The 21696-nt window shown below is 63.3% G+C and carries 15 protein-coding genes; 5 read left to right on the forward strand and 10 right to left on the reverse strand.

What is annotated here, in order from left to right:
• Positions 1–90: 90 nt before the first annotated feature.
• The gene (gene glnE / locus ABEA02_RS06915; protein ID WP_345532147.1) at positions 91–2763 is read right to left on the reverse strand and encodes a bifunctional [glutamate--ammonia ligase]-adenylyl-L-tyrosine phosphorylase/[glutamate--ammonia-ligase] adenylyltransferase; all 2673 of its coding nucleotides are present in this window, start codon (positions 2761–2763) and stop codon (positions 91–93) included.
• Positions 2764–3035: 272 nt separating this feature from the next.
• Here glnE and ABEA02_RS06920 point away from each other — a divergent pair, with 272 nt between their 5' ends.
• From ABEA02_RS06920 to ABEA02_RS06930, 3 genes are read left to right on the forward strand one after another with little or no spacing between them, the layout of a single operon-like run.
• Positions 3036–7049: a YhdP family protein gene (locus tag ABEA02_RS06920; protein WP_345532148.1), complete on the forward strand. Its 4014-nt coding sequence runs from the start codon at positions 3036–3038 to the stop codon at positions 7047–7049.
• A gap of 31 nt (positions 7050–7080) precedes the next feature.
• Positions 7081–7890: a carbon-nitrogen hydrolase family protein gene (locus tag ABEA02_RS06925; RefSeq protein ID WP_345532149.1), complete on the forward strand. Its 810-nt coding sequence runs from the start codon at positions 7081–7083 to the stop codon at positions 7888–7890.
• A gap of 20 nt (positions 7891–7910) precedes the next feature.
• Positions 7911–8900 (forward strand): fatty acid desaturase family protein, encoded by a 990-nt coding sequence (locus ABEA02_RS06930; RefSeq protein ID WP_345532150.1) that lies wholly within the window; start codon positions 7911–7913, stop codon positions 8898–8900.
• Between the two features lie 129 nt (positions 8901–9029).
• On the opposite strand, the gene ABEA02_RS06935 is transcribed toward ABEA02_RS06930, so the two are convergent.
• The 5 genes from ABEA02_RS06935 to folD all read right to left on the reverse strand — a co-directional run bounded on the left by ABEA02_RS06935 (position 9030) and on the right by folD (position 13697).
• Positions 9030–9992, reverse strand: a complete 963-nt coding sequence (locus ABEA02_RS06935) for an L-threonylcarbamoyladenylate synthase (RefSeq protein ID WP_345532151.1) — start codon at positions 9990–9992, stop codon at positions 9030–9032.
• 286 nt (positions 9993–10278) lie between these two features.
• A complete protein-coding gene (locus ABEA02_RS06940) occupies positions 10279–11130 on the reverse strand; it encodes a dienelactone hydrolase family protein (RefSeq protein WP_345532152.1) in 852 nt (283 codons plus the stop codon).
• A gap of 4 nt (positions 11131–11134) precedes the next feature.
• Entirely contained in the window at positions 11135–12307 is a 1173-nt protein-coding gene (locus ABEA02_RS06945) for a 5-(carboxyamino)imidazole ribonucleotide synthase (RefSeq protein ID WP_345532153.1), read from the reverse strand.
• Between the two features lie 16 nt (positions 12308–12323).
• On the reverse strand, positions 12324–12824 hold the full coding sequence (purE, locus tag ABEA02_RS06950) for a 5-(carboxyamino)imidazole ribonucleotide mutase (RefSeq protein WP_345532154.1): 501 nt from the start codon (positions 12822–12824) through the stop codon (positions 12324–12326).
• 3 nt (positions 12825–12827) lie between these two features.
• Positions 12828–13697, reverse strand: a complete 870-nt coding sequence (folD, locus tag ABEA02_RS06955; protein WP_345532155.1) for a bifunctional methylenetetrahydrofolate dehydrogenase/methenyltetrahydrofolate cyclohydrolase FolD — start codon at positions 13695–13697, stop codon at positions 12828–12830.
• Between the two features lie 244 nt (positions 13698–13941).
• Here folD and ABEA02_RS06960 point away from each other — a divergent pair, with 244 nt between their 5' ends.
• Both ABEA02_RS06960 and ABEA02_RS06965 read left to right on the forward strand, forming a co-directional pair.
• Positions 13942–15573, forward strand: a complete 1632-nt coding sequence (locus ABEA02_RS06960) for a methyl-accepting chemotaxis protein (RefSeq protein ID WP_345532156.1) — start codon at positions 13942–13944, stop codon at positions 15571–15573.
• Positions 15574–15584: 11 nt separating this feature from the next.
• Positions 15585–16826, forward strand: coding sequence for an EAL domain-containing protein (locus tag ABEA02_RS06965; protein ID WP_345532157.1), 1242 nt, complete (start codon positions 15585–15587; stop codon positions 16824–16826).
• Between the two features lie 193 nt (positions 16827–17019).
• On the opposite strand, the gene ABEA02_RS06970 is transcribed toward ABEA02_RS06965, so the two are convergent.
• From ABEA02_RS06970 to ABEA02_RS06985, 4 genes are read right to left on the reverse strand one after another with little or no spacing between them, the layout of a single operon-like run.
• Positions 17020–17529 carry a hypothetical protein gene (locus tag ABEA02_RS06970; RefSeq protein ID WP_345532158.1) on the reverse strand — a complete coding sequence of 170 codons (510 nt, stop codon included), beginning with the start codon at positions 17527–17529 and terminating at the stop codon, positions 17020–17022.
• A 26-nt stretch (positions 17530–17555) separates the two neighbouring features.
• Positions 17556–18152 (reverse strand): hypothetical protein, encoded by a 597-nt coding sequence (locus ABEA02_RS06975; RefSeq protein WP_345532159.1) that lies wholly within the window; start codon positions 18150–18152, stop codon positions 17556–17558.
• 29 nt (positions 18153–18181) lie between these two features.
• Complete coding sequence (locus ABEA02_RS06980) at positions 18182–19330, reverse strand: T6SS immunity protein Tli4 family protein (protein ID WP_345532160.1); 1149 nt, start codon at positions 19328–19330, stop codon at positions 18182–18184.
• Complete coding sequence (locus ABEA02_RS06985; RefSeq protein WP_345532161.1) at positions 19327–21693, reverse strand: phospholipase D-like domain-containing protein; 2367 nt, start codon at positions 21691–21693, stop codon at positions 19327–19329. Before ABEA02_RS06985 ends, ABEA02_RS06980 begins: the two co-directional genes overlap by 4 nt.
• Positions 21694–21696: the final 3 nt, after the last annotated feature.

The raw sequence follows: 21696 nt of genomic DNA on the forward strand, positions 1-21696 counted from the left end.
TGCGCTATGTTTCATGCGCGCAACACTTGTCAGCGCAGTGTTGCAGGTGGTCTGGGCACTGCGGGTGTTTGAATGCCTTGCAGGTCTTTGTCACCCGTTGTCGAAGACATGCTTCCAGGCCTGCCGTACGACGTCGCGTTCGGGGTCGAGATGGTCGTCGAAGACGCGGCTCTTCTGTTCGTTGAGGCGTAGTGCGTGCTGTTCGTGACGCAGTGTGCGATAGGCGTCAGCCGCCGCCGTGGCGAGTGCGGCCGGCAACAGGCCGCAGTCTGCAGCGCGACCGAGCAGGGCAATGTTGCCGGCGTTGTCGGCGAGCACGGGCCAGCGATGCGTGTGGGCCAGGACGAGGTACTGCACCATGAACTCGACGTCGATGAGGCCGCCTTCATCATGCTTGAGTTCAAAGCCTTCGCCCTTGTTGGCGTGCTGGACTCGCATCTTCTCGCGCATCGCCAGCACTTCGTCGCGCAGCTTTGCCGTGTCACGCGGTTGGCTCAGCAGTTCGCGGCGGAACTGTTCGAAGCGTTTGCCGAGTGCCGCGTCGCCGGCACAGAAGCGTGCCCGCGTGAGTGCCTGGTGCTCCCAGATCCAGGCTGATTCGCGCTGGTATTGCGTGAAGGCTTCGAAAGAGCTGACCAGCAGGCCGGCGTCGCCATTGGGACGCAGACGCAGGTCGGTCTCGAACAGCAGGCCGGCGCTGGTGCGGCTCGATAGCCAGGTGCTGATGCGCTGCGTGAGGCGCGCATAGAGCAGCTGGGCGTCAGGATCGGGATCGTCATGCAGGAAGACGATGTCGAGATCGGACGCGTAGCCCAGCTCCTTGCCGCCCAGCTTGCCGTAGGCGATGACCGCGAAGCGTGGCTCGTCGCGATGGCGCTTGGGCATCTTGTTCCAGCATTGCCTCAGGGTCTCGCCGAGCACGATGTCGGCAAGTTCGGAGAGGCGATCAGACAGAGTCTCGACACTCAGCGCGCCAGCAAGGTCGTGTCCGAGCAGGCGGAAGACGCGCGCGTGGTGAGCTTCGCGCATCACGTCCATCTGGCGCTCCGTATCGTCGCCGAGGGCGTCGAGTGCCTGAGTCAGTTCGCTGCGGAAGCGTTGCGCTTCGACGGCAGGCTCCAGCTTGTGGGCGGCAAGCAACTCGTCGAGGAGCAAGGGGTGCTGGGTGAGGTAGCGGGCGCCCCAGCTGGCGCTGGAGACCAGCTCGACAACGCGGGTCAGGGTGACCGGGTATTGCTGCAGCAGGGCGAGATAAGCGGCGCGGCGGCAGATCGCTTCGAGCAAATCGATCATGCGCGACAGCGTCTCGTCGGGATTGGGGCGTGCTCCGCACAGCGCCAGCACGCGCGGCATCAGGGCGTCGAGGCGCTCACGTGTTTCATCAGTCATCGCGCGGTAGCGCGGCCCTTCGCGGAAGTTGTGCAGGCGTTCGGCCATGGCGGCGGCATCACGGAAGCCCAGCTGTTCGAGGCTCTGGCGTGCGTCCTCGTCGCCAGCCGAGGCCGTCCAGGTTTCGTCCAGCGCGTGTTCGCCCGCGGCCGGGTCGCTGAACACGCCGGCGAAGTGGCTGCTGACGATGGCGCGGTGTGCATCCAGCGCTGCCATCATGGCGTCGGTGGTGTCGTAGCCCATCGCTTGCGCGACACGCAGGCGGTCTTCGGCGGCGGCAGGCAGCAGGTGGGTCTGCGCATCGTCGAGGTACTGGATGCGATGTTCCAGCCGACGCAGGAAGTCGTAGGCGGCGGTCAGTTCGGTGACCGTGTCGTCGGGCAGCAGACCGCGTCGCGCCAGCAGGTCGAGCACGCGCAGGGTGGGCTTCTCGCGCAGATCGGCATCGCGGCCGCCACGGATGAGTTGAAAAGCCTGAGCGATGAATTCGATCTCGCGGATACCGCCGGGGCCCAGCTTGATGTTGTCGGCCATTTCACGACGCGCCACTTCGCGGCGGATCTGCGCATGCAGGGCACGCATGGCATTGATGGCGCCGAAGTCGAGGTACTTGCGGAACACGAAGGGGCGCGCGATGGCGTCGAGTTCATCGTGACGCGTGCCGGTCAGCGGACGCGCCTTGATCCAGGCGTAGCGTTCCCACTCTCGCCCCTGGCGGATGAAGTACTGCTCCAGCATCTCGAAGTTGGCGACCAGTGGGCCGGAGTCGCCGTTGGGGCGCAGACGCATGTCGACGCGAAATACGAAGCCTTCGCCGGTGACCTCGGCGATGGTGCCGATCAGTGAGCGTCCCAGACGCGTGAAGAACTCGAAATTGCTGACCGGGCGGCTGCCGTCCGTGTCACCGTCTTCGGGGAAGACAAAGATCAGATCGATGTCGGACGAGACATTGAGCTCGCGCCCCCCCAGCTTGCCCATGCCGATGACGATCAGCGCTTGCTCCATGCCTGCAGCGTTGCGCGGCGTGCCGTGTCGGGCGGTGAGGTCGTTCCGGATCACGCTCAGCGCGGTCTCGATGGCGACTTCGGCGAGCAGGCTCATCGCCTCCGTCACCTCGTGCAGCGGGGCGAGCCCCCCCAGGTCGCGTGCCATCGCATGGCCATACACCCAGGCGCGTAACCGACGCAGCTGGGTGCCAAGGTTGGCCTCGGTCAGGGGCTCGCGGGCAAGGAAAGCCTGCAGATCGTTACGCTCCAGCGGGCGTTCGAGCACCGGGCCAAGGGCAGGGGCGAGCCAGTTGCGGGCGCGCAGCTGGTTCTGGAAGTAGCGGCTGTGCTGGGCTGCGGCTTCGAGCAGGCGGTCGGCATCGATCATGGTGTGGTCGCGGATGTGGCAAGTGGATGAGGCGATAGCGGGATGGTAATGGGGCGACGGCAAGCGAAGGCAAGGCGGTTGCAAGCGTGTGCAAATCCCCGTTCAATGTTCGCCCGGAGCGGCGCAGGCCGGGGCTGGCGGGGTAGAATTGCTTGTCATCCGGCCGCCTCGGTCAGCGCGTATTTCCGTGCGCTTCTGCGGCGGCCCAAAGCAGTCTGACCATTCTGACGGATCCGGCGCATCTGCGCCTGCACTCGCAATCCCTGACGGCCATGTCCGACACCGATCCGCGCTCCGCACCCGAGTCCCCGCCAGCGACGCCACGGCGTCGCCTTTGGGCTGCGCTCGTCTGGCGTTTGCGCTGGCTGGCGCACTGGTTGCGGCTGACCCTGCACCTGCCACGCATTGCGGGGCAGATCTTCGTCTGGAGCTGGATCGTGCTGGCTGTGGCCTTCCTCGGTGTTCGCCATCTGGCGTTGCCGCAGGTGGCGAACCAGCGCGAACGCATCCAGGCCGAGTTGTCGCAAGCGCTCGGGGTCAAGCTATCCATCCAGAGTCTGGAGGCCGACTGGCCCGGTCTGCGGCCCGTGCTGCAATTGCGTGGCGTGCAGGTGCTCGATGATGCCGGGCATGCGGCCTTGTCCTTGCCCGAGGTGGAGGCCCGCGTGGCCTGGAGCTCCCTGCTCCACTGGCGGCTTGAACTGGCCTCCTTGCACCTGCGCGGTCCCGAGCTGGCGGCAAAGCGCGAAGCCGACGGGCGTATCTTCATAGCTGGCATCGCCCTGCAGGGCGGGGGCGACGGCAACTCGGTGGACCGCCTGCTGCATCAGCACGACATCACAATCAGCGATGCGCGCCTGAGCTGGCTGGACCAGCAGCGCGGCGCCCCGGAGCTGGTGCTGGAGAAAGTCTTCCTCACCGTGCAGAACCACGGCGACGTGCACCGTCTGGCCGTGCGCGCCCAGCCGGCGGGCAAGTTGTCGGGGCCGCTGGATCTGCGTGCCGACCTGCGCGGCCTCAGTCTGCAGTCGCTCGACACATGGCGTGGCGCACTGTTCCTTGACCTGCGCGAGACCGACCTCGCCGTGTGGCGCGCCTGGGTCGACTACCCGGTGCCGGTCACGCGTGGCAAGGGCAGCCTGCGCGCGTGGCTCAACTTCGAAGGGCCGCGCATCGCTGCCCTGACCACCGATCTCGCCCTGGCGGATGTCGAGACGCGCCTTGCGGAAGACTTGCCGCAGCTGTCGCTCAAGATGCTGACCGGTCGCTTGCGGGTCTCGCTCAATGGCGAGGACTACGCTTTCTCGGCCGAGCGTCTGCGTCTGCGTACGCAGGAGGGGCTGGAGGTGTTGCCGACCCAGCTGTCGCTGCGGCACAACGGCAAGACCGACAGCCGCCCGGCGGGGGGCTCTCTGGCGGGCGAACGGCTCGACATGCGTGTGCTGTCGCAACTGGCGGCTTACCTGCCCTTGCCCGCCGCAGTGCGCAGGCGCCTCGATGCGATGGATCCGAATGGCATGGTGTCGCGCGTGCAGGCGAACTGGCAGGACCCGCCGGAAGGACAGGTCGGCATGCCGCCGAAGTTCGACCTCGATGCCAGTGTCAGCAATCTCGCCTTCCGTTCGGCCGATGGCTTGCCCGGCATGTCCGGCTTCTCGGGGCGCGTGACGGGCAATGAGAAGAGCGGTGAGTTCAGCCTGTCGATGAAGGATGGCACGTTGTCACTGCCGGGCATCATGCATGCCGAGCAGCTGGCCGTGGCGCAAGGTGTGGCGACGGGGCAGTGGGAGCGTGCCGGGGCCGGTGAGCTGACGGTGCGCGTGAGTCGTTTGCAGATCGACAACGACGACCTCAGGGGTGGAGATTTCTCGGCGACCTGGCGTGGTCAGCCCGGCAGTGCCGGGGTACTGGACATGACAGGCCGCGCGCGTTCTGCCGACCCGCGAGCGGTGTGGCGCTACATGCCCGCCGTGGTGTCGCAGGATGCGGTTGACTGGCTGAAGGTGGCGCTGACGGCGGGGCGTGTCGAAGATCTGCGCGTGCGCCTCAACGGCGAGCTGGCGCATTTCCCCTTCAACGGCAGTGGCGCCGCGCGGCAAGGGGTCTTCCGCGTCGAAGGGCGCATCCGCGATGCGACGCTGGCCTTCGCCCCGGATTGGCCAGCGCTGCAGAACCTGCAGGGCAGCCTGCTGTTTGAACGCGCGGGCATGCAGATCAAGGTCGCCAGCGGGCAGTACGCCAAGGTGCGACTGCGCGATGTGCAGGCCAGCCTTGCCGACTTCGACCGGGTGAGCAGCGTGCCGCTGGAGGTTGTCGGCGTGGCCGAGGGGCCCGGCGAGCAGATGCTCGAGTATCTGCGTGCCACGCCGGTGGCAAAGCATCTGGGCAGCTTCATCCAGAACCTGCGTGTCGGCGGCGATGCGCGTCTCGATCTCAAGCTCGCCATTCCCCTGATGGATGCCAACAACACGCGTGTGCAGGGCGGCGTTCAGCTTGATGACAACAGCGTGCGCCTTGCAACGGCGCTGCCACCCATGCAGCACGTCACGGGGCATGTCGGTTTCGACGAACTGGGCGTGACCCCGACGCGGGCCAGCGGTGAATTCCTCGGCGGGCACTTCAGCATGAGCGGCAAAGGCATGCCTGACGGCACGGCCCTGTTCGACGCCAGCGGTGTGTTCCCGGCACAGGGGTTGCGCGAGATCGTGAGCACCCCGTTGTGGAATCATCTTGCGGGCGAGACAAAGGTGGGCGCACGCATCAGCGTCAGTCGCGAGCGTGCCGAAGTGGTTGTCACCAGTGATCTGGTGGGCATCACCTCGCGCCTGCCGCCGCCCTTGTCCAAGGCCGTCAACGCACGCTGGCCGCTCAGTTTCACCTGGGCGACGTACGACGAACCCGGCGTGCGCGTGACGCCGGTACCGGCCATCGAGGACTGGCAGCTGTCGCTGGACGGGCTGGGTGGCGCGCACTGGCAGGATCGCTGCGTGGGCGAGCGTTGCGACTTCCTGCGCGGTGCGGCCGCGCTGAACGATGAGTTGTCGCTGCCGACGCGCGGCATGCGTGTGTCAGGACGTTTCGCGAAGCTGGAGCTGGACGCCTGGCGTCCCGTGCTCACCAGCGTCATCAATGAGGCCACGAAGGGTGATGCGAAGGCGCAGTCTGGCAGCCTGCTTGCCGGGGCGGTGTTGCAGGCAGATGAAGTCATCGCCGGAGGCCAGCGCTTCACCAATGTACTGGGGCGCGCCCTGCAACAGGACGGGCGCTGGGTCATGAGACTGCAGGGCCCGGACATCGCGGGCGACCTGACCTGGCTGGGCGAGGGCAAAGGGCGCCTGCAAGCGCAGCTGTCGATGCTGCGACTCAAGGCGGCGACGGAGAAGAAGGCGCCGATGGGTGAATCGGTGCCTGCGGCCGAGGCAGCGCCGGATGACGAAGACTTGCCTGCGCTGGATATCCATGCGGCGCAGTTCGAGATGAACGACATGAAGCTCGGCGCGCTGACCCTGCAGGCGCGCAACGAAGGGGCGCTGTGGCGTCTGCCGGAGTTGCGCATCGAAAGCCCTGATGCAGTGATCTCGGGTGAGGGCCTTAGCCGTACGCTCGCCAGCGGCGGCAAGCTGACCGAGGTGCTGCTGCGGCTGGAGGCGAGCGACGTCGGAGGCTTCCTCGGGCGCATTGGCGTGCCCGATGCCGTTAAGCGTGGTGAAGCCAAACTGTTCGGTCGCCTGAGCTGGAACGGGCCGGCGACTTCCATCGATTACGGTTCGCTCGCGGGAGAGCTGCGGCTCGAAGCCGAGAACGGTCAGTTCAACAAGCTGCAGCCGGGCGCAGCCGGGCGCCTGCTGGGTATCCTCAGCCTGCAATCCCTGCCGCGTCGCCTGACGCTGGATTTCCGCGATGTCTTCAGCGACGGCTTTGCCTTCGATTCCATCATCGGCGACATGAAGATCGAGAAAGGCGTGCTGCGTACGAACAATCTCGACTTGCGCGGGCCAGCCGCCAAGGCTTTCATGAAGGGAAGTACCGACCTCGGGCGCGAAGTGCACGATCTGCATGTGACCGTGCAGCCCACGCTGTCAGAGAGCGTCGCAATCGGTCTCGGCGCGGCTTCGCTCAACCCGATCATCGGTCTTGGCGTGTACCTTGCGCAGAAGGCGCTCAGCGATCCCTTCGAAAAACTATTCAGTTTCGAATACACCATCACCGGGCCTTGGGCGGACCCCAAGGTCGACAAGGTCGGCGCCCAGCCTGTGCCTGCCAAGCCTCAGGCGCCTGGCAAGTGACCACTTCCCTGCACGCGCACAAGGAGCCCGCATGAGTACCCGCTTCAAACTCGCCGCCGTCCAGATGATCTCCGGCCCCGACGTGGCCGCGAACCTGCGCGAAGCCGAGAGGCTGATTGCCGGCGCTGCCGCCGCAGGCGCCACGGGTGTCGTGCTGCCGGAATACTTCTGCCTGCTGTCACCCGACGACAAGGCCAAGGTCGGCATACGCGAAAACGAAGCGCGGGGGCCGCTACAGACTTTTCTGGCCGACGCGGCACGTCGCCATAAAGTTTGGCTGATCGGCGGCACCATCCCGATGGTGTCGGATTCGCCCGAACTGGTGCGCAATGCCAGCCTGGTCTTCGATGACGAGGGGCATCGCGTTGCGCGCTACGACAAGCTGCATTTGTTCAACTTCGACAACGGTCGCGAGTCCTACGACGAAGCGCGCAGCATCGAGGCCGGCAGCGATGTGGTCGTGTTCGACGCACCGTGGGGCAGCACGGGATTGTCGATCTGCTACGACCTGCGCTTCCCCGAGCTGTTCCGTCATTTCGGCGCCATGAACCTCATCGTCGTACCGGCCGCCTTCACGGCTACGACCGGGCGCGCGCACTGGGAGGTTTTATTGAGAGCCCGCGCCATCGAGAACCAGTGCTACGTGCTGGCCAGCGGGCAGGGTGGCGAGCATCCGCATGGGCGCCACACCTGGGGCCACAGCATGCTCATCGATCCATGGGGCGAAATCGTCGCCAGCATGGAGCTGGGGGCCGGTTTCATCGTGGGCGAACTGGACCTGCAGCGCATCACCGAAGTGCGCGACAATCTGCCCGCCCTGCGCCACCGCAAACTTGTCTGAGTCATTCCCGTCCTGACGTCATGCATCCCACATTCAATCCCGCACTGCCGATTCCCTACCCGATTCCCTCGCCCACCGAGCAGGTGCTGCCCGAGCGCGAGAGCATCATCAAGGCCATCGTGCTGCTCTGCATGCTCGCCGCCGGCTTCGTGCTCGCCGAAGTCGCTGCGCGCACGCTGCCGCTGTGGGCCAGTGTGCCTGCGATGTTCGTGCTGGGGCTGTTCGACGTAGCCGTCTTCACCGGCATGGCCGTGCTCGCGCACGAGGCCGAACACCGTGTGCTGTTCCGCAACAGTTTCTGGAACGACTTCGTCGGCTGCTGGCTCTCCGCGCTGACGCTGATCCCGTTCTACGCCAACCGCCAGTACCACCTCACGCATCACAGCTACACGCACCAGAAGGGCCTCGACCCCGAGACGCGCATGCACGACCGCCCGTTCTGGCAGGCCCTGTTCCTCGGGGCCATCTTTGGCATGTACGACCAGTACCGCCTGGTGTGGGAGAACATCCGCAATGCGCGTGACCCCAAGCGTGCCAGGCGTGCGCTGTACGACGTTGTGTCGATGGGCTGCGTGTTCACGCTCTATCTCGTCGTGCTCCCGGCGCTGGGTATTTCCGCCTGGCATACGCTGCTCTACATCACCCTGGCCTTCCCCTTCGCGTTTGCTTTCCGCGCCATGTCCGACCACTGGGGCCTGCCCGCCGTCGAGCCCAAGCACCGCACACGCACCGAAATCATGGATGCCGACGAGCAGACCGATAACGGACTCGCGCGCGTGCAGGCCAACGCCTGGATCATCCTGACGCCCAGGTGGCTCGCCTGGCTGTGGAGCAACATCAACTACCACGAGGTACACCACAAGTACCCGTGGCTGTCACACCGCTACTTGCCCATCATCTATCACGCGACGGCGGACAAGTATCCGTACCGCGTCGTGCACGGCTACTGGCGCTCACTGTGGAATCTTCGGAAGATGCCTTATTACAGCGAAGGTTCGGCGGGGCGCTGATTTTGCAGGGTGGATGCGCTTCGCTTATCCACCCTGCGGTTCTGGTGCGTAGGTTGGGCTGAGCGTAGCGAAGCCCAACATCGAGGCCGCCATGTTGGGCTTCCTTCGTCAGCCCAACCTACAGAAATGCTACGTGCCCGAACCCACCAGCGCGCGCCCCAAGCGATCCCGAATCGCATCCCACTCGCTCGCTTCAGGAATCTCTTCGAGAAGGATCTCGGCTGCGCCACTGGCGTCGAGTGCGCGCAGGTTGGCGTAGAGGTCGTGCGCGTAGCGCACCGGTTCGCTGCTGGCCTGGATCCAGGCGGCGCGATGACCAGCGTTCGCGGCGCTTGAGTGCGCCAGCACGGCAGCCTCTGCGCTGGCCGTTGGCAAGGAAGCGCTGCTGACGGCGCGCATCGGCGTGCGGGGTGCGTAGTGCGCCGCCAGTGCGCCGGAGACGCGTGGCGCATCCTCTGATACAGCAGGCAGACGCGGGCGGCGGCCGATGACGGCGGCGATGGCATCCGCGCCAATCATGCCGGGTCGCAGGATGACGGGCTCGCCGCGCGAGAGGTCGAGGATGGTTGACTCGATACCCACATCGCATGCGCCGCCATCGAGAATCATGGCAACCGATTCGCCCAGCTCGTCGAACACGTGCTGCGCGGTGGTGGGGCTGATGCGGCCGAAGCGGTTGGCCGAGGGCGCGGCGATGCCGCCGCCGAAGGCGCGCAGCAGGGCCAGCGCTACAGGGTGGTCGGGCACGCGCAGGCCGATGGTGCCCTGCCCGCCGGTGACCACGTCGGGCACGTCTTCTTCCTTCTTCAGAATCAGTGTCAGCGGGCCGGGCCAGAAGGCGCGGGCGAGGGCGATGGCTTCCTTCGGAATCTCGCTTGCCCAGTCTAGGAGCTGTTCGGCGTCGGCCAGATGCACGATCAGCGGGTGGTCGGCGGGGCGGTCCTTGGCGGCGAAGATCTTCGCGGTGGCGGTCGGGTTGCTGGCATCCGCCCCGAGGCCGTAGACGGTCTCGGTCGGCAGCGCGACGAGCTCACCCGCACGCAGCAGGGCGGCGGCGCGGGTGATGGTGAGTGAGTCGGGAGCGAAGATCATGAACGGCAATCAGCACAGAGGTACCGAGGCACCGAGAAAGCCTTGGACGGTAAGCCCGCTACGCAGGCTTGTGCAGAGAGCGCTTTTCTCTGCGCCTCGGTGGTGAAACCATTCAATCCTGAAAAACTCGGTTGCTTTGTGTGTGTCAGACCGTACTCCCTCATCCCTGGCCCTTCTCCCGGAAGGAGAAGGGTAAAAACGCTCTCTCCCTCTGGGAGAGAGCTGGGGTGAGGGAAAAGCCTTGCTGCACAAGACACGGAGTGCGCTTTCGTCGAGCAACCACGGTTCATTTCAGCTGTCCGGCAAAGAAGGCGAGCACGCGGCGCTTGGCATCTTCGCGCGCCTCGGGATCGGGACCGGTGTGCACGCCCTGACCGGGATTGACGCCGTTGGGAACGTCCTTGCGCAAGCGCACTCTGGTGACGCCGGGATTGTCGAAGTCGTGGTACGCGCCGGGGTAGGTGTGGATCTGCATCGGCGCGCCCGCCGCGCGTGCGGTACTCGTGAGTTCGACACAGGGGGCCGCGGGTGTCCAGTCGTCGGCTTCGCCGATGAGGATCAGCAGCGGTGCGTAGGGCTTGAAGCTGTCGGCCTTCTTGTTGCGGTTCGTGCAGCCGGGGTAGAAAGACACGGCCGCGGCGAAGCCCTTGTCGATGGCCTTGGGCTGGCGGCGGATCGCATCCAGCGTGACGCCTGCGCCGTGCGACCAGCCGAGCAGCGCGATGCGGTCAGTCTTCACGCCCGCCTGCTGGCGCAACCAACTCAGCGCGGCATAGGTGTCGCCGACGCGGTCGCTCTCCTTGATGGTGCGATCGCTGAACTTCTGCGTGCAGATTTCGGCAAGGCCGCGCGAGCTGAAGCTGTCGAGCATCAGTGCCACATAACCATTGGCTGCGAGGTATTCGCCCCACATCTGGTGGCGCGCGTTGAGGCTGCCATCCTTGGCATAAGCGCCGCCGCAGCCGTGGATCATGACGACGGCGGGGTGTGGGCCGGGTGTGTCCGGTTTGAAGAGCTGTGCACGCAGGTCGGTGGGCGATGATGAGAACCCGGCGGCGGGGATGCTGACGGCTTCGGCGGTGGCGGCATGCGCAGGGCTACAGAGCAGGCAGAGCAGCAGCGCAGCGCAGCGGATCATGGTGTCACGCGTCCTGGATGCCGATGGCTGCACGTGCGGCCATCGCTACGGCATGCGCCTTCACAGGATCCGCATCGACCACGGTGAAGTGGCCCATCTTGCGGCCGGGGCGGGCGTGGTGCTTGCCGTAGAGGTGCAGCTTGAGGTTGGGCACGGTGAGCAGCTTGCTCCAGTCCGGCTCACGGTAGGCGCCATGGCTGTCGGGGCCGGGCTGGGTTGCGTCGTACCAGATGTCGCCGAGCAGATTCACCATCACGGCGGCCGAGTGCGCGCGCGCGTCACCCAGCGGCAGGCCGCAGAGGGCGCGCACTTGCTGTTCGTACTGGCTGGTGACGCAGGCATCGACCGTGGCATGGCCGCTGTTGTGCGGGCGTGGCGCCATTTCGTTCACGTAAAGCTGACCATGCGAGACGAAGAATTCGACCGCCAGCGTGCCGATGTAGCCGAGGCGTTCGGCGAGGTGTTCGGCGAGCTCCTGCGCGCTGTCCTGCTGGCAGGTGCCGCTGCGGGCAGGCAGGATGGAGATGTCGAGAATGCCTTTCGCATGCGCATTCTCGGCCACCGGGAAGCACTTCGTCTTGCCGTGCTCGTCGCGGGCGAGAACCACCGAGACTTCGTAGTCGAGCTTTAGCATCTGCTCGAGCACGCAGGGTTCATGGTGGAAGGCCTGGAAAGCTGCGATGGCCTCTTCGCGGCTCTTCACACGCGCCTGACCCTTGCCGTCGTAACCGAAGCGCGCCACCTTGAGGATGCCGGGGTAGAGCTCGTCAGGCGTGTCGCGCAGATCCGCTTCGCTGTTGATGCTGGCAAACGCTGCGTGCGGCAGACCGTTGTTGCGCAGGAACATCTTCTCTGCCACGCGGTTCTGGCAGATGCCGACCGCATCGGCAGAGGGGCGCACGGGCAGGAACTTGGCGAGGTATTCCAGCGTGGCGGCCGGGACGTTCTCGAACTCAGTCGTGACGGCGGCGCAGCTGTTGGCCAGTTCGTCGAGCGCGGCGAAGTCGCCGTAGTCGGCGCACAGGTGACGATCTGCTGCCAGGCCAGCCGGGCTGTTCTTGTCCGGGTCGAGCACCCAGACCTTGTAGCCCATCTCGTGGGCGGCCAGAACGAAAAAGCGGCCAAGCTGGCCGCCACCGAGCATGCCCAGCGTTGCGGGCGGGAGGATCTGGCTCATAGGTTCGAAGAGGTGCTTACTGCGGATCGTCCAGTTTCATGTCGAGCACGGTCTGCGTCTGCCGTGCGCGGAAAGCATCGAGCATCAGTGCGATGCGCTTGTCTTCGTTGGCGAGCATGGCGACAGCGAACAGGCCGGCGTTAGCGGCGCCGGCTTCACCGATGGCAAACGTCGCCACAGGAATGCCCTTGGGCATCTGCACGATGGAGTGCAGCGAGTCGACGCCAGACAGCGCCTTGCTCTGCACCGGCACGCCCAGCACGGGCACCGTGGTCTTGGCGGCCAGCATGCCCGGCAGGTGGGCAGCGCCGCCGGCTCCGGCGATGATGGCCTTGAGGCCACGGTCGCGTGCGCTCTCGGCGTACTCGAACATCAGATCGGGCGTGCGGTGGGCGGAGACGACGCGCGCTTCGTAGGGCACGCCGAAGTCCTTGAGCACCTTGGCGGCGGCCTGCATGGTGGGCCAGTCGGAGTTGGAGCCCATGACGATGCCGATGACGGGATTCTGGTCGGCCATTTCTTATGCCTTTCCTGCTGCGCGACGCGCTGATTCCAGCGTATTGCCAAGCAACATGGTGATGGTCATGGGGCCGACGCCACCGGGCACCGGAGTGATGAGGGAAGCGACTTCGCGCGCCGAGTCGAAATCGACGTCGCCGCAGAGCTTGCCCGCATCTGGCCCCTCAAGCAAACGATTGATACCCACGTCAATGACGACGGCACCCGGCTTGATCATGTCGCCGGTGAGGAACTTTGGCTTGCCCACGGCGGCGACGACAATGTCAGCGCGCCTGGTGTGGAAAGCGAGGTCCTTCGTCTGCGAGTGGCACACGGTGACCGTCGCGCCCTGCGACAGCAGCATCACGGCCATGGGTTTGCCGACGATGTTGCTGCGGCCGATGACGACGGCTTCAGCGCCCTTGATCGGCACGTTCTCTGATTCGAGCATCTTCATCACGCCCCACGGCGTGCAGGGGTAGAAGCTCTTGCGACCCTGCAGCAAGAGGCCGAAGTTCTCGGCGTGGAAACCATCAACGTCCTTCTCGGCCGAGATGGCTTCGAGCACCTTGTCCTCGTCGATCTGCTTGGGCAGGGGTAGTTGCACGAGGATGCCGTGCACCGAGGGGTCGGCATTCAGCTCGGCAATCCTGGCCAGCACTTCGGCCTCGGTGGCGTCGGCCGGGTATTCGAACTTCAGCGACTTGATGCCGGCCTTCTCACAAGCGGCGACCTTGTTGCGCACATACACAGCCGAGGCCGGGTTGTCGCCCACCAGCATGACAACGAGGCAGGGCGTGACGCCGGCCTGAGCGAGCGTGGCGGCCTCGGTCGCGAAGTTTTCGCGCAGCTTGGCAGAGAGGGCGTTGCCGTCGATATTGCGTGCGGTCATGGCGTTTGGTGCGGCGGATCGGCCGATTTGGAAAAACCGCACACTATACCCGCGCAGCCTGCTCAGTAAAAGCCACGAAAACATCGCTCAGGACAGACCTTGGCGTAGCGCCAGGCGCACCCCGGGAGCCCCGTGGTGCCCCTTCAGTTCTGCCCTGCCAATGCCGTAAAGCTCTCCTGACCCCCTCTATCCGGCCTTGGCACCCGCCGCAGGTTCAGCCTCACAAACGTTCCACGGAGCAGACATGTTCAAACAGTTCAGCATGGCAAAGCGCGTCGCCATCGGTTTCACCTTCATGCTCGCCTTGATGCTGGCGGTAGGCGCCACCGGGTTGATCGGGCTGAACCGCCAGTATTCGGAAGTGAAGCAACTGCTGGCGCGCGATCTGGACCTGCACCTGACCATGCTGGAAGCGCAGCTGCGCGTCTCCAAGATGCGTCGTGACGAGAAGGACGTCTTCCTGTCGGTCGGCGTGGCGGACAAGCTCAAGGAATATCGTGGCAAGTGGGGCAAATCGTATGACAGCGTGACCGAGATCGTCGCCACCATCCGCGAGAAGGCCAGCCCTGAAGAGCGCAGTCAGCTGGAAGGTGTAGATGCCCAACTCAAGGGCTACTACGACGGGATGGATGCGCTGTACCGCAAGATTGGTGAGGGTGGCGTGCCGACGGCGCACGCAGCGAATGATGCGTTCGAGCCCGAGAAGAAGCTGATGCAGCAGGCGCTGCGCTCGCTCTCCGAGCTGTCGAAGGCCGCCGAGGCCCGCGTCAAGGCCATTGACGAACAACTGGCCAGCATCCGCAACCAGGCTTCGGCCTGGGCCATTACGCTGATGCTGATCGGCCTCGCATTGGGCGCCGCAGCGGCCTGGAGCATCATCAACGGCATTCGTGGCCCGCTGAGCATGATGCAGAAAGCCATTCTCGACATATCGAGCACAGGCCACATCAGCAAGCGCATGCCGGTCGACGCGAGTGACGAAGTCGGCGAGACCTCGCGCGCCGTCAATCGCCTGCTCGAAGGCATGACCGAAGTGATCGGTGCGGCCACCACCAACTCGGCCGACCTCTTGCGTACCGCCAGCGAACTCAAGCGCGCGGCAGATCAGATCGCTCGCGCCTCGGCCACCCAGTCCGATTCCGCCGCATCGTCAGCCGCTGCGGTGCAGGAGATGACGCACAGCGTTGAACAGATCTCTGACAGTGCCCGCACCTTGCAGCAGGAGACGGCCAACGCATCGGCCACTGCGGGCGAGGGGGCCGAAACGGCACGCAAGGCTGCGGGCGAGATCCAGCAGGTGGCCGAAGCCATCCGCAGCTCGGCCGAGGTCATCCGCGTGCTTGACCAGCGCTCTGGCGAGATTGGCGAGATCGTCATGGTCATCAAGGAGATCGCCGACCAGACCAACCTGCTGGCGCTCAACGCCGCCATTGAAGCCGCACGCGCGGGCGAGCAGGGCCGTGGCTTCGCCGTGGTGGCTGACGAAGTACGCAAGCTCGCCGAGCGCACCACGCTCGCGACCACGCAGATCAACGACAAGATCGAGGCCGTGCAGCGCGATACCGGCACTGCGGTGCAGGGCATGGCCGCTGCGTCCACGATGGTCGAGCGCGGCGTGGCCTGCACGCAGGATGTGTCCGAGGTGCTCGCCAACATCGATCAGCTCGCCCGCAACACTGCGCAGCACATCACCGATATCTCTGAAGCGATTGCCGAACAGAGTCGCGCCAGCCAGTCCATCGCTTCACACATCCAGCGCATCGCCGAGGTGAGCCAGGACAACCACGACGCCGCCTCCACCACCCAGCAGTTCTCCAGCTCGCTGGTCGGTGTGGCCGAACGTCTCGACAGCACCATCAAACGCTTCCGCGTCTGAGTGCGCCAACCATGACCACCGACACGCAGCCGGACGTCGTCGCCTCCCCGAGGCTCAATGCCTTCATGGAGCGGCTCGACGCTGCACTGCGTTTGCACGAACGTCAGCGCACAGGCTTTGCACTGCTGCTGATTTCGCCCCCTGCAGGTGACGCGGAGGCCACGCTGGCGGCGATTCGCGGCAGCGTGCGTCATAGCGACATGGTTGCCACCCTGCACGCACAGCAGTTTGGCGTACTGCTCAGTGTCGGCAACGAAGACGGCGCACAGCGCGTCGCCGGCAAGATCGTCGAATCACTCGCGGCTGCGCTGGCACTGGACGCCGCGCACACAACCGATATCGCCATCGGCATCGCCATCGCGCCACAACACGGCCATAGCCGAGAACAACTCATGCGCGCCGCCGATGCCGCGCTCTATCAGGCAAGGCGCAATCGTCGCGGCATCGTCATCGCCGTCGCGCAGGAACAAGCAGCTCCCGCAGCGGAGACCCCCGCCGACCTCAGCCAGCACATCGGCAAAGCCTTCTCCGAAGGGCAATTCGTCCTGCGCTTCCAGCCCGTCGTCGATCTGCAAACCAACACCCTGCACGCGGCCGAAGCCCTGCTGCGCTGGCAACACCCCGTGCTGGGCCTGCTGCCACCGGCCGAATTCCTGCACCTCATCGAGCAGGATGGTCAGGCCGATGCCATTGCGCTGCAGCTCATCGAATCCGCCATCCTGCAACTCCGCAGCTGGCGCGACGCCGGGCGACTCGTGCCGGTCTCGGTCAACCTCAACGTCCAGACGCTGGCCCTCGACAAGCTCGAACACGCCATCGTCGGCCGCCTGCACGCCCTGAGCCTGCCGCCCGAAAGCTTCACCGTCGAAATCCGAGACGATCACCTTGCCGACCTGCCGCCCACAGCCACCCGCAACCTCTTCGCCCTCGCCGCTGCGGGTGTGCGGATCTGTCTAGACGACTTCGGCAACGGCACGGCCTCTCTGACTGCGCTGCGTGACCTGCCGGCGCACGAAATCAAAGTCACCCCACGTATCGCCAGCGCTGTTGCACAAAGCGAATCGGACGCTGCGATAACGACTGCTCTGGTGCAGCTGGGTCACCGCCTCGGTAAACGCGTTGTCGCCAAGGGCATCGAAGACCCGGCCGCCATCCCCGTCCTGGCGGAACTGGGTTGCAGCCACGCTCAAGGCTTCGCGTTTGCGCAGGCGCTCGAGGCGTCTGCACTGGTGGCGTGGCGCGTCGGCGAGTAATCCACTCAAGCCCGAGAAAGCCGCACTCGCCGGGCCCCTACTTGCAGCGGGCAAAACAGTACCCACTGCGTCACTCGACTCTCCGGGGTGGCAGATTCGAACTGGACGCTGACGTAGATTGCATCGTCTGCGTCGAACTTGCGCCCGACTGACTCGCGACGCCCGGGCAAGCCAACTTCACAACCCAGATCTGTCAGAACAGCGTTTTGGGCAACGGCTCTTTGCTGATGGGTATGAGCTTGTTGCCATTCCAGCGGAGCAAATGTCTTGCTTCGCTTGCGGGGTCTTCATTAATCTGCCCGGAAATAACCAGCAGCTGACTGTCTGCTCTGAAGTCCAGTCGCGGGTCGTCGTTACCCATTGCACCCGAGATCGTCTCAATTCCCATGGGTGTCGTGATCTTCCCGGAGACGAGATCAATGATCGCGAACCCTCGACAGTCCGTGCCGCATCCCCAGGTTGCGATGCGGAAATGACCTGCAAAGTTTGGCTTCTCCTTGCTCGCGTCACGAATTGCTGTGCGGAAGCGTCGCGCTTGAGCCGAGTTGAAGCGCAGATTTGCAGGAGGGGCGCTGACGCCCATTTCCTTGGCCGGGTACGCCGCAAAAGGAGGGGCGATGATTGTCTGAGGGGAGTCCTGGGCGCTGCTGACTGAGGCGAACAGTGTGCAGAAGGCGGCCGCAAGCAGCCTGGAGTCACGCATCGCTTCAATGCTCCCGGAGCCGCTCGCTACTTTGCGGCAGCGAAGAGCACCCACTTCTCAACGCGATTCATCGGCGTGGCCGGATCGAATGTGAAGGCGATGTACTCCGCGTCATCGACTCCCAGGCCGCGTTCCTCTTTGGCACTTCGGCCCACTTCGCGATTGCTGCTGTCAAAGCCCCGCAGATGCAATGTGCCTTTGAACTCGCGCGCCGATTTCACGTAGGCCTTGAGAATGTTCTGCCCGTCTTTGCCCGCCACGTCCAGCACGGCGCGGTCGCTGCTCAGGCCCAGTTTTACAGCGCCTTCGTCGGCCGTGATCCTGGCTTCCTTGGCGCGATCCACCCCTTGTGTCACGCCGCTGATGACTTTGCCGACACCGGTTGTGAGTTCGGCCGCCGCTTTCTGCCCGTCGTTCTGAAGCGCCTCGCCGATCCCTTTTACTCGGGCGGCTTTGTCCTCAACGAGGGCAGTGCCTTTGGCGTGCTCGGCTGCGATCTCTTCTTCGCGGCTTTTGCAGGCCAGAAGAGCAGGCATTAGTGCTGCGATGGCAAACCAATTTCGGATGCGCATGATTCGAGTGAGTCCTTGCGGGTTGGTTGTCAGTGAATCGGCCGTGCTCATGTGCGATAGCTCTGTAAGTCTTTGCGAAGCTATCTGGCGACCCAAGCATTTGGCCTCATCCTGAAGCTCTCGGCTATGGACTGAGCGAGCTTCTTGAAATCGGATTCGCTCATGGGCTTCTTGGCGAGTTGGCTGTAATAGTTGATTTTGAAGGTCAGATCGAAAGACTGACCGCTGGAAGCCTTGTTGTTGCCGGGGATATGAGCAACGTAGCCCATGTCTTTGAGATCGGCATCCTTGGTGGTCACTTGCCGCAGCCCTCGGTCAGGCAGCACGCGATAGAAAAAGCCTTCACCCTTGCGGTTATCGACTTTGATAGAGCTGAAATACTTGATCCGATTGAATGGCTTCAGGTACGTGCTTTGTAGCGCGGAGCGGATGACTCGTTCTGCGTTCGATGGTTCTTCGCCTGATGCATTTGCGGCTTCAAACTCAACCAGAATCTCTGGCCGATCCTTTAAGCGAAAGCTTTGCGTAATAAGGGCTGGGGCGTGCACTAAGAAGTTAGGCAGGCATGCGCCTTGGCCTACCGGAATTTCTCCCGCAGCGCGAGGCTTGAAGTGGGCGATGAATGCTTTGACCGTCTCGGTTGGTGTGCCCATTAGCACCCGGCGCGTATTGATGATGTGTCCGTGGTGAAGCACAAAGAAAGTCAGGTAATTTTCGTCACGTAGTCCAAATGCTTGGAGTGAAGGAATCGGCTGGTATAGCGGGATGGCAGCTGCGCGCGCTCTAAGTTCCTTCCGATAGCTACCATCAGGATCAATCTCGTGTTTTGGGTCAGCTTCAAGCCGCTCAGCATTGTCGAGTATTAGACCTTTCTCGCGGTTAATCTCCTTGTTCAACCTTGCAATGATTTCATTCAAATCGTCCGCTGTCGCCTCTTCGGAAATTAAGACACGATCTGCAGAGCGCGAATCGAAGGTGACATCTGGTTGTGTCCAGATATAAACCTCATTCAGGACGTTACGATAGTGTTCGTCAGCGAAAGAGGCCATCGCGTGCCACGAAGCGGTCATGTATTGAACCCTCGCTCCTGGAAACTCGATCGGTTCTGCAAAATTAGTGGTGTAGTAGCTGATGCATTCGCTCGGCTTGCTTTTGCTAGATTGGTTGGCCGCGCTAGCGATCTGAAGAGAGAGCGCGCATGAAATCAAGATGGCGTATTGGAGTTTCATCCGGTTACCTTCTCATTTGGCAGGCGCGCGTCAGCGGTTCGCGTCAAGGAGGGCTCTCCAGGGATTGGAGATTTCGAGTTGTCTTTCTGTACAAAGAGTGCGCTATGCATTCCTCCGTTATTGTTTTCCCCTGCCGTCCAGAGCCAGGGCAGTAGCGTGATGTAGCCCTTTACGGATGACAGTCCCGCGACTCCTTTTGGGTTGTGACGAGGCTGGGCCCAGAAAGCGCGGTCAAATGGCATCAAACCAACTTTGATATCGCGCTTTCCTTCAGGCGTTTTTGATTTCCATGTTACGGACGGCCAGATGCTGGCGTTGTTTCTTGGGATGTAGGAGAACGCACTTTCATAGTTAGCGGTGTTCTTTTCTGCCTGATCTCGGATGGCTTCCCAGCTTTTCTGTGCCGCCGGCTTTTCAATCGCATCCTTCAATCCGGCAGGGCGCTCCCCTCCCATATTACCAAATATCTTGTTCCAGACGCCCATGCGCAGCTCGCGCGCAAGCTTGCGTGTCACGTCCGGCCCGTCCGGGCTGCCAATGTCCGTGTAGCTGAAATCGTTGTCCATGATCAGCACCGCGATCTCGGAGTCGCGATCACCGATCTGGCTGCGGTCGTTGATGTTGGCGCTGCCGACCAAGGCATAGCGATCGTCAACAACCATGAGCTTGCTGTGGATGTAGATTTGCTCGGTAACGTAGTGCTCGTCCTTGCCTGTGCCGAACTTGCCCCAGGTGCGCAGGTTCAGCAGGGTGACGTAGGGCCAACAATAGTCATATGGCACGTCACGGTACTCGGTGTTGTCGTCGCGGAAGGCGCGTTCGTACCCGGCATCTTTCTTGTCCTTGAGTTGACGCGCCTTGATGGCGCGGCGAATACGGTTGAGCAGGCTTTGGCGACCGAACACCAGACTCTGCATGGTGTAGTGCACCTGGGTCATGATGGTTTCGGAACCCAGACTGCCCTCCGGGTTGACGGGCAGGGTGATGTAGACATGAAAGCGTGATTGCTTGCCATCAGGAGGCGGGCTGCTGCCATCCATGATCATGCTGCGGAACTTGGCGCCGAGTGCTTCGTTGATCAAATTCGTCGGAGGGAGATCTGTTCTTCCTGTGCCGGGTGGGGCATTCACCGCCCAGCGGTTGATGGTGTCTTTGACAGACGTGATTGCCTCTTCCTTTGGGGGGGCGATTGTCTTTCCGTCATCGTAAAACTGCACCGCCCCAAACGCCGAAACGTAAAACTGATTCTCGATATAGATGAAGTGTTCGGCGTTCTCGATCAGGCGCACCATGGCATGGTGAATGTGGTTATGGCCGAACTTGGTATGCAGTCGTGCCTGATCGTCTTTGTGCGCATACTTGGCTTCGGTTGCCACCATGACGTGCGAAGCACTGCGCAGCATCTGCACTGAGCAGGTGCCGGCTGTGGCGTTGGGGCTTGGTGGTGGCGGCAGACGTAGCTCGGTTTTTTTGCGCGCGCAGTTCCAGCGTAAGACAAAGTTTGTTGCCAGATGGCTGACGGCCGGACCTTCGATGCGCAGGTGGATGTCTTGCCAGGGCATGCGGGGTTGATGGTTGGCGGGCATGACGCCGCGCTCAGTGCCTTGAATGGGCAGCTCATGCTTGGGCTTGAGCGGGACGGGGGCGTTCAAGTCCGCGGGGGTTTTGACTTTGGCACCATTCACAAACTCGTTGCCCACCTTCACGGTTTTCAGGGCAGGGACGCCGTTGTTGTAGAAGTCGCTGCCCTCTCGTCCTGCACCATCCAGCGGATAGGTCGGTCCATCGCGACGGCCGTATGCCACGTCCAGTCCGCCGATGAAGGCGATTTTCTCGTCGATAACGACCTGTTTTTGGTGGTGGCTGAAGTACATGTCCCACCCAGCACTGGGGTCTGGAAGCTCTACAGCGATATGGGCGAAGACGCGAGCTGGCCCCTTGATTTCCTGATTGATCAGTTGCAGAACCTTGCAGGTTTCTTCGTCCAATGTGTTGACGGCTTTGTCTGAGTCGTCCCAAGGTAGGACATAGATCTTCAAGTCGGGCTTGGTGAGTGCGGCGTTACGGAACGCATCGTATAGACGCAAACCGGGCTTGAGCTGAACGTCCCAATTGATCTGCCAGCCGAGCATATAGATGGTCTTATTGGCCTTCTCAATGGCATCGGCCAGTTGAGCGAAATACTCTTCACCAGAGAAGAGTGGCTTGACCAGGTTTCCATCGGTCTTTGGATAAGGATCTGCTTCACTGACCCAGACAAACTGTGTGGCATAGCCAGGATAGGGCTCGCCCGTCGGTGTGCACATCTGTGCGACAGTGCGTTGGGCTTCGACTGTGGGTTGTGGAGGGCGAGCGGTAGCCATGAT

The sequence above is a fragment of the Viridibacterium curvum genome (assembly GCF_039544165.1).
Classification (GTDB): Bacteria; Pseudomonadota; Gammaproteobacteria; order Burkholderiales; family Rhodocyclaceae; genus Viridibacterium; species Viridibacterium curvum.

Excerpts from the sequence above, each read along its gene's own strand:
- ABEA02_RS06945 (WP_345532153.1), bottom strand. The coding sequence starts at position 12,307 with ATGAGCCAGATCCTCCCGCCCGCAACGCTGGGCATGCTCGGTGGCGGC.
- purE (WP_345532154.1), bottom strand. The coding sequence starts at position 12,824 with ATGGCCGACCAGAATCCCGTCATCGGCATCGTCATGGGCTCCAACTCC.
- ABEA02_RS06920 (WP_345532148.1), top strand. The coding sequence starts at position 3,036 with ATGTCCGACACCGATCCGCGCTCCGCACCCGAGTCCCCGCCAGCGACG.
- ABEA02_RS06975 (WP_345532159.1), bottom strand. The coding sequence starts at position 18,152 with ATGAGCACGGCCGATTCACTGACAACCAACCCGCAAGGACTCACTCGA.
- ABEA02_RS06940 (WP_345532152.1), bottom strand. The coding sequence starts at position 11,130 with ATGATCCGCTGCGCTGCGCTGCTGCTCTGCCTGCTCTGTAGCCCTGCG.
- ABEA02_RS06980 (WP_345532160.1), bottom strand. The coding sequence starts at position 19,330 with ATGAAACTCCAATACGCCATCTTGATTTCATGCGCGCTCTCTCTTCAG.
- ABEA02_RS06925 (WP_345532149.1), top strand. The coding sequence starts at position 7,081 with ATGAGTACCCGCTTCAAACTCGCCGCCGTCCAGATGATCTCCGGCCCC.
- glnE (WP_345532147.1), bottom strand. The coding sequence starts at position 2,763 with ATGATCGATGCCGACCGCCTGCTCGAAGCCGCAGCCCAGCACAGCCGC.
- ABEA02_RS06965 (WP_345532157.1), top strand. The coding sequence starts at position 15,585 with ATGACCACCGACACGCAGCCGGACGTCGTCGCCTCCCCGAGGCTCAAT.
- ABEA02_RS06930 (WP_345532150.1), top strand. The coding sequence starts at position 7,911 with ATGCATCCCACATTCAATCCCGCACTGCCGATTCCCTACCCGATTCCC.
- ABEA02_RS06970 (WP_345532158.1), bottom strand. The coding sequence starts at position 17,529 with ATGCGTGACTCCAGGCTGCTTGCGGCCGCCTTCTGCACACTGTTCGCC.
- ABEA02_RS06935 (WP_345532151.1), bottom strand. The coding sequence starts at position 9,992 with ATGATCTTCGCTCCCGACTCACTCACCATCACCCGCGCCGCCGCCCTG.
- ABEA02_RS06960 (WP_345532156.1), top strand. The coding sequence starts at position 13,942 with ATGTTCAAACAGTTCAGCATGGCAAAGCGCGTCGCCATCGGTTTCACC.
- folD (WP_345532155.1), bottom strand. The coding sequence starts at position 13,697 with ATGACCGCACGCAATATCGACGGCAACGCCCTCTCTGCCAAGCTGCGC.
- ABEA02_RS06985 (WP_345532161.1), bottom strand. The coding sequence starts at position 21,693 with ATGGCTACCGCTCGCCCTCCACAACCCACAGTCGAAGCCCAACGCACT.